Annotated in this window: 10 protein-coding genes; all 10 read right to left on the reverse strand. The window is 65.4% G+C overall.

Annotated elements, in window-relative coordinates; translation table 11 throughout:
- Positions 1-21: 21 nt before the first annotated feature.
- Positions 22-1437 carry an MFS transporter gene (locus ACFWPK_RS26010; protein ID WP_378920004.1) on the reverse strand — a complete coding sequence of 472 codons (1416 nt, stop codon included), beginning with the start codon at positions 1435-1437 and terminating at the stop codon, positions 22-24.
- A gap of 159 nt (positions 1438-1596) precedes the next feature.
- On the reverse strand, positions 1597-2334 hold the full coding sequence (locus tag ACFWPK_RS26015) for a sterol desaturase family protein (protein ID WP_378920006.1): 738 nt from the start codon (positions 2332-2334) through the stop codon (positions 1597-1599).
- A gap of 17 nt (positions 2335-2351) precedes the next feature.
- Entirely contained in the window at positions 2352-3089 is a 738-nt protein-coding gene (locus ACFWPK_RS26020; RefSeq protein ID WP_378920008.1) for a FadR/GntR family transcriptional regulator, read from the reverse strand.
- Positions 3090-3199: 110 nt separating this feature from the next.
- Positions 3200-3841: a hypothetical protein gene (locus ACFWPK_RS26025; RefSeq protein WP_378920010.1), complete on the reverse strand. Its 642-nt coding sequence runs from the start codon at positions 3839-3841 to the stop codon at positions 3200-3202.
- A gap of 19 nt (positions 3842-3860) precedes the next feature.
- Positions 3861-5537, reverse strand: a complete 1677-nt coding sequence (locus ACFWPK_RS26030) for an ABC transporter family substrate-binding protein (RefSeq protein WP_378920012.1) — start codon at positions 5535-5537, stop codon at positions 3861-3863.
- A 51-nt stretch (positions 5538-5588) separates the two neighbouring features.
- Positions 5589-7265 (reverse strand): ABC transporter family substrate-binding protein, encoded by a 1677-nt coding sequence (locus ACFWPK_RS26035; protein ID WP_378920014.1) that lies wholly within the window; start codon positions 7263-7265, stop codon positions 5589-5591.
- A gap of 34 nt (positions 7266-7299) precedes the next feature.
- Positions 7300-8997, reverse strand: a complete 1698-nt coding sequence (locus ACFWPK_RS26040; protein ID WP_378920016.1) for an ABC transporter family substrate-binding protein — start codon at positions 8995-8997, stop codon at positions 7300-7302.
- A 31-nt stretch (positions 8998-9028) separates the two neighbouring features.
- On the reverse strand, positions 9029-10873 hold the full coding sequence (locus tag ACFWPK_RS26045) for an ABC transporter ATP-binding protein (protein WP_378920018.1): 1845 nt from the start codon (positions 10871-10873) through the stop codon (positions 9029-9031).
- Positions 10870-11838 carry an ABC transporter permease subunit gene (locus ACFWPK_RS26050; RefSeq protein ID WP_378920020.1) on the reverse strand — a complete coding sequence of 323 codons (969 nt, stop codon included), beginning with the start codon at positions 11836-11838 and terminating at the stop codon, positions 10870-10872. The genes ACFWPK_RS26045 and ACFWPK_RS26050 overlap by 4 nt, the downstream gene beginning before the upstream one ends.
- On the reverse strand, positions 11835-12812 hold the full coding sequence (locus ACFWPK_RS26055) for an ABC transporter permease (RefSeq protein WP_378920022.1): 978 nt from the start codon (positions 12810-12812) through the stop codon (positions 11835-11837). Before ACFWPK_RS26055 ends, ACFWPK_RS26050 begins: the two co-directional genes overlap by 4 nt.
- Positions 12813-12855 lie beyond the last annotated feature (43 nt).

Here is a 12855-nt window from a genome sequence, read left to right on the forward strand (position 1 = left end):
ATACCCCCCTAGGGTATTTTGTCAAACGGTCGCGCCGGTCTTGTCCGGGGCCGGGGTGCGCATGGTCGCCGCGGTGATGCCCGCGCCCGCCAGTGCCAGTACGCCCGCGCCGAGGAAGGCCGCGGAGTAGCCGTCGGTCAGCGCCGAGGCGTCGCCGAGCTCGCTCGCGCCGAACGCGGCGGCCACCGCCGTCATGGCGGCCAGGCCGAGCGCGGAACCCACCTGGTAGCTGACGTTGACGATGCCCGAGGCCAGCCCACCCTCCTCGGGACGCGCCGCCGAGATGGCGGTGCCGAGCGAGGGGATGAAGGCCAGCGACATACCCCCCGCCGCTATCAGCGAGGCGGGCAGCACGTCGACCCAGAAATTGCCGGTCGGCCGAACCAGCGACATGACCGCGAGGCCGAGGCCGAGCACGATCAGGCCGGTGACGATCATCGGCTTCGCGCCGAAACGCTGCATCGCCTTCGGTGCCAGCACCACCATGCCGAGCATGATCAGCGTGGTCATCGGCAGCAGCGCGGCACCCGACGGGAAGGCGCTGTAGCCGAGCACCTGCTGCAGGTACAGATTGAGGAAGAACCACATCGGCACCCACGCGGCGGCCAGCGCGAACTGGGCGAAATTGGCGGCGGCCAGGTTCGGTGCGCGGAAGATACTCAGCCGCATCAGCGGTTCGCCGCGCCGGGACTGGATGGCGACGAAGCCGGCCAAGAGCGCGGCGGCAAGTGCCAGCACACCCCAGGTCTCACCCGAGGCCCAACCGACCTCCGGTGCCTGCACGATCGCGTAGACCGCGGCCGCCAAACCGGCTGTCACAGTGACAGATCCGGCGATATCGATGGATCCCTTACGCGCCGGGGCGGCGGGCATCAGCAGCGGCACGGCGATCAGCGCGAGCACGGCGATCGGAATATTGATGTAGAAAACCCAAGGCCAGCTGATGTATTCGGTGATCACGCCACCGAGAAACACGCCTGCTGTACCACCGGCCGGTGCGGCCGCGCCATAGACGGCGAGCGCCTTGGTGAGCTCCTGTGGCGAGCCGCCGAACAGCATCATCAGCAACGTGAGCGCGGACGGTGCGATCAGGGCCGCACCACCACCTTGGATCGCCCGACCTGCCAGCTCCACGCCGACATTGCCTGCGGCGCCGGCGATTACGGAGCCGATGCCGAGCACCACCCAGCCGGCGGCGAATACCCGGCGAGCGCCGAGCAGGTCGGAGAGTCTGCCGCCGAGCAGCAGCAGACCGCCGAAGGCGACCACGTAGGCATTGAACACCCACGTCAGATTGCCCGGCGTGAACCCGAGTTCGGCCTGCATCTTGGGCAGTGCGATCCCGATGATCGAGGTGTCCATGATGACCATGAACTGCGCGGCGGCGATCACCGCCAGCGCCCACCACTTCCGGGTGGATTGCGATTGCGTAGTCACGACTTTCGTCCTTTCGAGCGGAGTGCGTCTCGTGCTCGGTACCATACCCCCCTAGGGTATAAATCTGTCAAGCCTTCGGCGGGAAAGGGTTTTCGTCGGTGGACAAGCGAAAGCCCGGCTCGCGTGACGATGCGAGCCGGGCTGTGGGGGTGTTCGGATCTAGTCGGCGTGGAGGTTGCGCGCCGTGGGGGATGTCGGTGTGGTGGCCGGGTCCGGGGCGGTGCCGAGTAGTCGGTCGGCGGTGCCGGAGGTGGTCACGGTGAACCAGTAGTGCTCGTTCTTGTAGTGGTGGTGACGGTGATTGCGCCAAATTGCCCGGTACGGAGCATGTTTCGGTTTGTAGTCGGTGTGGATGAGGTAGTGCGTCCACTCGTAGAGCATGCCCAGCGTGCCGATGGTCAGCAGGAAGGTGAGGCCCAGGCCCGTGCGGGGGAAGGCGAGCAGGGCGATCGCGACCAGGGCGAGGATCGTGAGCAACAGCGACTTCGGCGGGATGAAGATCAGCGGGATGTCGCGCGGGTCGACGTGATGCTCGCGATGTTTGCGGGCCAGCTCACTGTCGAGGGTCAGCGGGCCGAGATGCCGTGGGCGCCAATGCAGCACAGTGACGTGGATGATCCACTCGACGACCGGGAACGCGGCCAGAATCACCACGGGGACAAGGGCGTCGGTGAGCTGCCAGTCGCCGACGGCGAGGCGGGTGGTCGCCGCGACCACGAAGACCGCCGCGATCATCCAGGGTGACGGATGCCGGAGGAATTCGCGGGCCGGCTCGCTCAGGGGCAGGCTGCGCCGGATCGCACGAGGCGAGCCGCGGTCGGGAGTTCGGCGGGTTTCGGTCGCACGGGTTTCGTCGGCGGTGTCGTGCGACGTCGTTGTCGGACGGTGATCGGTCATGTCATTCCTCGGGTGAATCACGCCCCGTCGAGGGCATGGATCAGGGCGGTGGTCGCCGGCTCGAGCAGTGCTCGAGCGGTGTCGGCGGCCCGTTCCGGCTCGCCCGCGGCGATCGCGGCGGCCAGGTCTCGATAGGCGTCGCCATTGCCCACCTCGGCGGACATGATCGGCGCCAGCGCGGCCAAGGCGGGTTCGTAGGCGGCGCGCAGCATGGAATACATCAGCCGGAAGGCGATCGAATCGGAGAGATCGAGGATGTGGTCCCAGAATTCGAGCGCGATCCGTTGCTGAGTGAGTGGATCCGATTCGGCGACAAGGGAATCGACAGATGCGTGCAGCAGTGCCAATTCGCTGTCGACCCGTGGATCGGCCGTACCGCGCGATCGCACCCGCGCTGCGGCAAGCTCGGCAATCTTCGGCCCGTTGTGCAGCCGCGCCTCGAGAATGCTGCGAGCGACCGCGGGATCGATGGAATCGCCCCGAAGCAACAGCCGCGGAAGCACCTCCAGCCCCGCACTCCGCCGATAATCGAGCACAGTCGTCGCCTCACCTTGCCGAACCGCAACCAGCCCCGCCGCGGCCAGCCGCTGCAAAGCCTCCCGCACCGCAGGCCGCGAAACCCCCAACGCCTCGGCCAACTGCCGCTCACTCGGCAACGTGCTCCCCGCCACCAACTCCCCACCCAGCACCTCGGCGGCGATCTGCTCGAACACATCACCGGAAACCGAGCGCTTCACCACGGGAGTCCATGCCATACCTCTGATGATGCGCCCTCAGCGGTAAGAGGTCAAGTGGTCAGACCAGTAAATTTCGAACAGGGCAATTGATGAGAAAACGGCACAGTGCCTGGTGGTCGACTTCCGGGTCAGCTGGGGTCGGAGCCTCGGATGGCGGAGAGCCAGGTGAAGGTGGCTGCGGCGACCGTGGTGGTGGCGACGAAAGCGCCGAGGCCGCCGTTCATGACATAGACCCAGAGCAGGCCGACGAGGGGAGCGCCGATCGCGGGTTGGATGTCGAGGATCAGGCGGCGGGGGATGCCGTAGGCGGGTGGATCGGTGGGACGGGACGGGTTATCGACGAGCTTGCCCGGCGGCTCGGCCGTACGGACCCGGCCCGAGGGATAGAAACGCGTGTTCCCGGCATCGATGGATCGGCCGGTCAGTTCCAGATCGGTCGCGGTGAGCGTCGACAGCGCCGGGTCATAGAACACCGGCTGCCACACCACGCGGTCCCCACTGCTGATCTCCAGCCACGACCGGCTGACCAGCCGATACTGCTGCCGAACCCGCCTACCGCGCACCGTGCCGGTCGCCACCAGCCCGCTCGGGAGAACACCGAACGCAAAGCCCAATTGGTAAGCGGTGTAAGCGAGTACAGCCAGAGCGACCACGGCGAGCGCACTCAGCTGATCGATATCGGCGAACGGCACCCACGCGGCGATGATCGCGAGGGTGCCGCTCGTGACGAGCAGCGGATAGGTGAGTGCGCGCGCCGGGCCGGTGCTCACTTCAGGAGAACTTCCGTGCTCACTTCACGAAGCCGATCTTGGTGTAGTCGTAGGAGGCAAGACCGGGTGCGCCGAAGTTGGCGAGGGTGTCGCGTGCCGCGAGGTTACCGGGCGATTGCATCAGCGGAAGGGAATGGCCTTCCTCGAAGACCTTCCGGTCGACCTGATTCGCCAGCTCGACCGCTTTGACCGGATCCAGTTCGGAGACGGTCTGCTCGATCAGGGCGTTGAGCTCCGGCGAACCGATCCGACCGTAGTTGCCCTGGATATCGTCCGGGTTGTAGCCGTAGATCTGGTTCAGGCTGCTGAGCGGGAACGGGTCACCGACCCACGACCACTGACCGACATCGAAGTTGCCTGGATGAATGTTGTCGGTGAAGAACCCTTGGCCTGCCTTGGTTTCGATCACCAGCTTGACGCCGATCTGGGCCAGGTTCTGCTGGATGATCTGTGCGATCTGCACCCAGACGTCCTGGTTGTACATCACGTCACGGATCTCCAGCTTGCGGCCGTCCTTCTCGCGCACATCGCCGTTGAGCTTCCAGCCGAGCGCGTCGAGTTCCTGGGCTGCGGCCGCCGGATCAAAGCCAAGGCTGTTGTCCTGGTAGCCCTTCTGGCCGGCCAGGTAGACGTGATTGTTCAGCGGCTTAGGGTCCGCGACCATGCCGTTCTGGATGGCATTGGCGATCCCCTGCCGATCGATTGCCTTCGAAATCGCAACGCGGACACCCTGTTCGGCCACAATCGACCCGGGCGCGCCGTTGAAGGTGAAGTGCGACCACTGGTTGCCCGGAGCGCGACGGATCGCGATGCCGGGGGTGCTGCTCGCGGTCTTCAGCTCGTCGCGATTGGCGAGGCCGACCGCATCGATCTCGTTGTTCTGCAAGGCGGGCAGCATGGCGGCGTTGTCCAGCACGCTGAAGGTGATGGTGTCGAGCTTCGGTGTCGCGCCCCACCATTTCGGATTGCGTCCGAGGACGACACGCCCCTGTGCCCGATCAACGGACTGGACGACGAACGGACCCGCCGACAGCCCCAACGCGTCGACCTGGCTCTTGTTGAAAGCCTCCGGCGTCGCAGTCGCGGTCTTGGGGTAGAGGAACGAGTTCCCCGCGAATTGCCCACGCCAGTCGGCGTAGTGCTTGCTGAAGGTGAGAACGGCCTGTTTGTCATCGACACCGCGTTCGACCTTCTCCACCCGGTCGAAGCCGCTGTTGTTGGCGAGCAGGAAGCCTTTGTCTCTGCCGCTGAGCGCGTTGGCCTGGGATTGAATGTCTTCCCACGAGATCGGTGTGCCGTCGGACCACACGGCTTTGGGATTGATCGTGTACGTGATCTGCTGCGGGTCGGTACCGGTCATCTGGATATCGGTGAAATAGTCGGTATTGACCGAAAAGTTCGCCGATGCGTCGGTGGTGAACGCCCGCGGCATCACTGGACGAAGCAGTGACCCGGTACCGGCGTCGTTGCCGTCAGTGTGCAGGTTGTTCCAGTTCTGCGGCAGTGCACTGGCGGCCAGCCGAAGATTGCCACCGTCGCGAAGTTCGCTGACATCTTTCGGATTGATGTCACTGGTCGCGCCGAGAGCCGCTTCGCCCTCGCCGACGCTTTCCTCACCTTGGCCGCACCCGGCAGCGATCAAACTGACGATGACGAGGGGTATTGCCAGGCGGGTGGTCATCGAACGAATTCGCATTGACCGCTCCTTTCCTCAGGTTCGCTGCACGAGTGCGGCACAACGCTTCGTCTACTTGACGAAGCCGATCTTGGTGTAGTCGTAGGAAGCCAGACCCGCCGCGCCGAAGTTGGCGAGGTTGTCCCGCACCGCGACGTTGCCCGGGGACTGGAACAGCGGCAGCGAATGGCCCTCTTCGAAGACCTTCCGATCGATCTGGTTGGCCAGTTCCTTGGCCTTCGCCGGATCCAGTTCGGAGACGGTCTGCTCGATGAGGTCATTGAGCTCGGGAGATCCGATGCGACCGTAATTGCCCTGGATGTCGTTCGGGTTATCGCCGTAGATCTGGGTCAGGCTGCTGAGCGGGAACGGATCGCCTCCCCAGAACCATTGGCCTACATCGAAGTTGCCCGGCTGAAGTACATCGGTGAACAGGCCGGCCCCTGGCTTCGTCTCGATGGTCAGCTTGACGCCGATCTGCGCGAGGTTCTGCTGGATGATCTGCGCGATCTGGATATTGCTCGGGTCGTTGTACATGACATCGCGGATCTCCAGCTTGCGGCCGTCCTTCTCGCGGACGTCGCCGTTGAGCTTCCACCCGAGGGCATCGAGTTCGTTCGCCGCGGCCGTCGGATCGAAACCGAGGCTGTTGTCCTGGTAGCCGTCCTGGCCACGCAGGTAGATGTGATTGTTGAGCGGCTGGGGGTCCTGGACGAGCCCGTTCTGCATCGCATCGACGATGCCCTCCCGATCGATCGCTTTCGATATCGCCACGCGCACACCTTGATCGGCGAGCAGCGATCCGGGGGCTCCGTTGAAGGTGAAGTGACCCCAGCTGTTTCCGGGGGCTCGGCGAATCGCGACGCCGGGAGTGCTCTGTGCCGACTTCAGTTCGTCACGGCTGCCGATTCCGACCGCGTCGATCTCGTTGTTCAGCAACGCGGGAACGAAAGCCGAGCTGTCGAGCACGCTGAAGGTGATGGTGTCCAGCTTCGGGGTCGCGCCCCACCACTTCGGATTGCGGCCGAGGACGACCCGGCTCTGCCCCCGGTCCACGGACTGGATGATGAACGGTCCGGCGGACAGGCCGAGCGCGTCGACCTGGCTCTTGTTGAATGCGTCCGGCGTCGCCGTCGCGGTCTTGGGGAACAGGAAGGAGTTACCCGCGAATTGGCCGCGCCAGTCGGCGTAGTGCTTCTTGAAGGTGATGATCGCCTGCTGATCATCGACACCGCGCTCGACCTTCTCGACCCGATCGAAGCCTGCGTTGTTGGCGATCAGGAACGCCTTGTCGTTTCCGCTGAGCGCGTTGGCCTGGGACTGAATGTCCTCCCAGGTCAGTGGTGATCCGTCCGACCAGACCGCTTCGGGGTTGATCGTGTACGTCACTTGCTGCGGCTCGGTGCTGGTCAGGGCGATATCGGTAAAGTAGTCGGTATTGACCGTGAGTTCGGCGGCCGCATTTGTTTTGAACGCCCGCGGCATCACCGGTCGCAATAGCGCACCGGTATCGCCGTCGTTGCCGTCGTTGTGAAGACCGTTCCAGTTCTCCGGCAGCGAGGTGAGTGCCAGCCGCAAATTGCCGCCGTCACGCAGTTCGCTGACATCCTTCGGGTTGATGTCGTTCGTGGTGCCGAGTGTGGCGTTGCCTTCCGCCGGACTGCCATTATCGGAACCGCACCCGGCAGCGATCAAACTGACAATGACGAGGGGGACTGCCAGGCGGGTGGTCAATGAACGAATCCGCATGGTCCGCTCCTTTCCTCAGGTTTCGCTGCGTGGGCTACTTCACGAAGCCGATCTTCGTGTAGTCGTACGTTGCCAAACCGGGGGAGCCGATGTTGGCGAGGGTGGTGCGGGCGCCGACGCTGCCGTCGGACTGCATCAGGGGGAGGGAGTGGCCTTCTTCGAAAACCTTGCGGTCGACCTGGTTCGCGAGGTCGATGGACTTCGCGGGGTCGAGTTCGGTGAGGGTGCGTTCGATGAGTGCGTTGAGTTCGGGGGAACCGATCCGGCCGAAGTTGGACTGGAGGTCGGTGGGGTCGTAGTAGTAGATCTGGCGGATGCTACTCAGGGGGAAGGGGTCGCCCTGGTAGACGTACTGGGCGGCATCGAAGTCGCCCGGCTGGATCACGTCGGTGAAAAGGCCTGCGGCGGGTTTGGTGTCGATGGTCAGCTGAACGCCGATGGCTGCCAGGTTCTGCTGGATGATCTGGGCGACCTGGACCCAGGTGGGGTCGTTGTACATGACGTCGCGGATGACCAGGGTGCGGCCGTCTTTGGCGCGAGTGTCGCCGGTGCGGGTCCAGCCGAGGGCGTCGAGTTCGCGGGCGGCCGCTTCGGGGTCGAAACCGAGGCTGTTGTCCTGGTAACCCTTTTGGCCTTGGAGGAAGATGTGGTTGTTCAGCGGCTGGGGGTTCTCGACAAGGCCGTTCTGGATGGCGGTCGCGATGCCCTGGCGGTCGATGGCTTTCGAGATCGCTACGCGGACAGCGGGATCGGCGAGAATCGAGCCGGGCGCACCGTTGAAGGTGATGTGGCGCCAGCGATTACCCGGTGCCCGTCGGACAACGAGGCCCTCGGTACCGCGAACGGTTTTCACGTCGTCGATGGTGGTGAGGCGGACCAGGTCCAGCTCGTTGTTCTGGAGAGCCTGCACCCATGACGTGTGGTCGAGCACGCTGTAGGTGATGGTGTCGAGAACCGGCTTCTCACCCCACCATTTTGGGTTGCGGCCCAATGTGATTCGGCCTTGACCGCGGTCGGTGGCGCTGACGGTGAACGGGCCCGCGGTGAGGGTGATTGCATCGGCGAGGCTGGTGTTGAAGGCCTCGGGCGTGCTGGTCACCGACTTCGGGTAGAGAGCGGAGTTGCCGGAGAACTGACCGCGCCAGTCGGCGTAGGGCTTGCTGAAGGTGAGAACGGCGTGCTGGTCGTCGGTGCCGCGCTCCACCTTCTCGACGAATTCGAAGCCGTTGGTGATCGCGATCTGGTAGCTCTTGTCGCGCCCGCTCAGCGCGTGGGCCTGGGATGCGAGGTCTTCCCAGGTGATCGGCGAACCATCCGACCAGACAGCCTTCGGATTGATCGAATACGTCACCCGCATCGGATCGGTGCTGTTCAGAGTGATATCGGTGAAGAAGTCGGTGTCGACGCTGAGTTGACCCGCGGCGTCGATCTCGTACGAACGCGGCAGCATCGCGCGAACGATTTCGCCGATCTCACCGTTGTTGCCGTCATTGGACAGGATGTTCCAGTTGGCGGGGTAGTCGGTGGTGGCCAAGCGCAGGTTGCCGCCCTCACGCAGCTCGTCGACACCCTTGGGGTTGACGTCGCTGGTGGCGCCGATCGCATCGCTCAGCCCGGCCGCAGACTCATCGCCGCCACCCCCACAGCCCGCCACGATCATCCCGGCCGCCACCACCACGGCGGCACAGCGCAATCGGGCACTTCGGCCTGCTTGCATTCGACGGGTTCTCATGGCGTCTCCTCTTTCGGCTGGACCGACGTTCTCAGCCGCTGACGACGGGTTCCGGTACGGCCGCGATGAGCGAGCGCGTGTATTCGTGCTGAGGATCGGCGAAAATCTGCTCGGCCGGGCCGGATTCGACGATCTTGCCCTGCAGCATCACCGCGATGTCGTGGGCGAGATTGCGCACCACCGACAGGTCGTGGGACACGAACAGGTAGGACAGTCCGTGCTCGGCCTGCAGGTCGCGCAGCAGATTGAGCACACCCGCCTGGATCGACACGTCCAACGACGAGACGGGTTCGTCGAGTACCAGCAGCTGGGTGTCGAGGGCCAGCGCGCGGGCGATGCTGATGCGCTGCTTCTGGCCGCCGGAGAAGTCCGAGGGGTAGCGATCGGCGTGTTCGGGACGCAATCCCACCTGCCGCAACAACTCCGGTACCCGCCGATTGACCTCTTCGCGAGACCGGCCGTCGATGCGCAGCGGTTCGGCGAGCACGTCGAAGATCGGCAGGCGCGGGTCGAGGGAGGCGCTGGGGTCCTGGAAGACGATCTGCATCTTGCGGCGGATCTCGCGGGTGCGCGCCTTGGTGAGGGTGGCGACGTCGTTGCCGAGCACCTCGATGCTGCCCGACTGCGGGCGGGCCAGGTCCATGATCTGCGACAGCGTCGTCGACTTGCCCGAACCGGATTCGCCGACCAGCGCGAGGGTGCGGCCCGCGCGCACCGAGAAGCTGATGCCGTCGACCGCGCGGACCTCGCCGGTGCGGCGGCGCAGCAGCACCCCGGAGGTGAGCGGGAAGGTCTTCACCAGGTCGGTGACGCGCAGGACCACGTTTTCGTCGGTGCGGTCGGGGTGCGCCGGGGCCGGGATGTCCTTGCGGTAAGCCTCGAAGAGTTGCTTGGATCCGACTTCGGCGGTGCGGATGCAGGCCACCGAGTGGCCGGGGCTCACCTTCTCCAGCGGGGGTTCGGCGGCGGTGCAGTCGCCGATCGCGACCGGGCAGCGCGGCGCGAACGAGCAGCCGGGCGGCAGGGCGTGCATGGCGGGCGGGGCGCCGAGGATCGGGATCAGCGGCGTGCGTGGCGGGCCGTCCATGCGCGGAATGGAGCCGAGCAGGCCGACGGTGTACGGCATCCGTGGAGCGGCGAAAAGCTCGGCGACAGGCGCGGTTTCGACAATCTTGCCCGCGTACATCACCGCGACCCGGTCGGCGACGGTGGCGGCGATACCCATGTCGTGGGTGATCATGATGACGCCCGCGCCGGTGATGTCGCGTGCCTTGCGCAGCAACGCGAGGATCTGCGCCTGCACCGTCACGTCGAGCGCGGTGGTCGGTTCGTCGCAGATGATCAGGGCGGGGTCGTTGGCGATGGCCATGGCGATCACCACGCGCTGGCGCATACCGCCGGAGAATTCGTGCGGGAAGGCCCTGGCACGGGCCCTGGCATCGGCGATGCCGACCAGTTCGAGCAGCTCGACGGCCCGCTCACCGGCTTCCTTGCGGCCCATCTTGCCGTGTGCGAGAAGGGCTTCCGCGATTTGGTCACCCACCCGGTACACCGGGGTCAGCGCGGAGAGCGGATCCTGGAAGACCATGCTGATCGAGGAACCGCGCAGCTTCGACATCTGCTTGTCGCCGAGGCCGAGCAGTTCGCGGCCCCGCAGGCGCACCGATCCCTGCACCCGTGCCTGTTCGGGCAGCAGGCCGATCACCGCGAGCGAGGACACCGACTTGCCCGAACCGGACTCGCCGACGATGGCGAGCACCTCGCCGTCGGCGACGGTGTAGTTCACCCCGCGCACGGCCTCGACGCGGCCTTCCTCGCCGGGGAACGAGACCCGCAGGTCGGTGACCTCGAGCAGGGGTGCGGTCGACGCGGTCATCGCTTCTCGGCTTTCTTCAACTCCACCTGCGCCTCGTCCTTGTGCTCGGCGACCTCCTTGCGGGCCTTGCGCGCGCCGCGGGCGCCGGGGTCGAACGCGTCGCGCAGACCGTCGCCGACGAGGTTGGCGCACAACACGATCGTGATCAGCAGGCCACCGGCGAACAGGAACAACCACGGGTAGGTGAGCGCCGACTTGGTGCCCGCCGCGATCAGCGAACCCAGTGACACATCCGGCGGCTGCACACCGAAACCGAGGAAGCTCAAACCGGTTTCGGCCATGATCGCCGAGCCGACGGCCAGGGTGGTGTCGATGATCAGGATCGAGGCGATGTTCGGGACGATATGGCTGAGGATCACGGTGCGGGTCGGCGCGCCCATGTACCGTGCGGCGCGGACGAATTCGCGGTCACGCAGGCTCAGGGTGAGGCCGCGGATGATGCGGGCGGCGATCATCCAGCCGAACACGCTGAGCAGCACGATCAGGATCGCGATCGACCCGGAACCCTTGGTGCGCGGCGCGAACAGCGCGATGATGATGAAGCTGGGAACCACGAGCAGCAGGTCGACGAACCACATGATGGCGCGGTCGGTCCACCCGCCGAGCAGCCCGGCCACCGCACCCGCGGTCGCGGCGATGACACTGGCGAACAGCGCCACACAGAAGCCGATGATCAGCGACTTCTGTAGTCCGCGCAGGGTCTGGGCGAGGACGTCCTGGCCGATCTGGGTGGTGCCGAACGGGTGCTCGAGGCTCGGCGGCTGCATCAGCGCCTTGTAGTCCATCTGCTGGTAGTCCCACGGCAGCAGCGGCGGCAGCGCGAAACTGGCCACGAGCAGCACCAGCAGGATCACCGCGCCGACCACGGCGGGTTTGTTGCGCAGGAAACGGCGCCACACCAGTTTGCGGCGCCCGGCGGCGATGGCCTCCGGTGCGCCGACGACGATGAGTTCGGTTTCGGTCATGAGACACGCACCCTCGGGTCGAGCAGGGCAAGGACGACATCGGAGAGCAGGCCGGAGACCAGCACGACCAATCCGGCGAACGCCGTCACCGTCACCACGACATAGAGGTCCTGGGCGTTGATCGCATCGATCAGCCATTCACCAACGCCGTGCCAGCCGAAGATCTTCTCCACGAAGGTGGCGCCGGTGATCAATCCCCCGAGGCTGTAGGCGAACAGGGTGGCCATCGGGATCAGCGCGGTGCGCAGGCCGTGTTTGTAGAGGGCCCGATTGCGGGTCAGGCCCTTGGCTCTCGCTGTTCGGATGAAATCGCTCTGCAACACGTCGAGCATGGCGTTGCGCTGGTAGCGGCTGTAGCCTGCCATGCCGCCCAGCGCGAGTGCCAGGGTCGGCAGCACCAAATGCTGTGCGCGATCGACCATCTGGTTCCAGAACCCGGTGATCTGGGTGGCCGAGGTCTCGCCGGTGTAGAGGAAGATCTGCGTGCCGGTCATCGTGTTGATCTGCAGCGCACCGTATTTCAGCAGTGTCGCCAGCAAGAAGATCGGCGTCGACAGGATCAGCAGCGACAGCACCGTCGAGAAATAGTCGCTGAATTTGTACTGCCGGATCGCGCCGGCGGCACCGATCAGCACGCCGAGCACGGTGCCGATGACCGAACCGAGGATCAGCAGCCGCAGACTCACCGCCACCCGTCTGCCCAGTTCCTCGCTCACCGGCTGCCCGGCCAGGGTGGTCCCGAAATCCCCTTGCACGACGCCGCCGAGCCAGGTGAGATAGCGCTGTGGGATCGGCTCGTCGAGATGCAACTGCTCGGCCTTCGCGTCGATCACCGACTGCGGCGGACGCGGGTTGCGCTGCTCGAGGCTCTCGAGCGGGTTGAACGTGAGGGATGCCAGGCTGAACGTCAGAAACGATGCCAGCAGAAGGAGCACAACGTAGTTGAGTGTGCGCCGCAACAAGAAGCCGGTCATCGGTCCCCTCTGGATCGGGTAATCAGGCCCTGATCATAGGGAC

The sequence above is a fragment of the Nocardia sp. NPDC058519 genome (assembly GCF_042719755.1).
Lineage (GTDB): Bacteria > Actinomycetota > Actinomycetes > Mycobacteriales > Mycobacteriaceae > Nocardia.

Coding starts and splice junctions, on each gene's coding strand:
- ACFWPK_RS26035 (WP_378920014.1), bottom strand. CDS start 7,265: ATGCGGATTCGTTCATTGACCACCCGCCTGGCAGTCCCCCTCGTCATT.
- ACFWPK_RS26055 (WP_378920022.1), bottom strand. CDS start 12,812: ATGACCGGCTTCTTGTTGCGGCGCACACTCAACTACGTTGTGCTCCTT.
- ACFWPK_RS26030 (WP_378920012.1), bottom strand. CDS start 5,537: ATGCGAATTCGTTCGATGACCACCCGCCTGGCAATACCCCTCGTCATC.
- ACFWPK_RS26020 (WP_378920008.1), bottom strand. CDS start 3,089: ATGGCATGGACTCCCGTGGTGAAGCGCTCGGTTTCCGGTGATGTGTTC.
- ACFWPK_RS26045 (WP_378920018.1), bottom strand. CDS start 10,873: ATGACCGCGTCGACCGCACCCCTGCTCGAGGTCACCGACCTGCGGGTC.
- ACFWPK_RS26015 (WP_378920006.1), bottom strand. CDS start 2,334: ATGACCGATCACCGTCCGACAACGACGTCGCACGACACCGCCGACGAA.
- ACFWPK_RS26050 (WP_378920020.1), bottom strand. CDS start 11,838: ATGACCGAAACCGAACTCATCGTCGTCGGCGCACCGGAGGCCATCGCC.
- ACFWPK_RS26040 (WP_378920016.1), bottom strand. CDS start 8,997: ATGAGAACCCGTCGAATGCAAGCAGGCCGAAGTGCCCGATTGCGCTGT.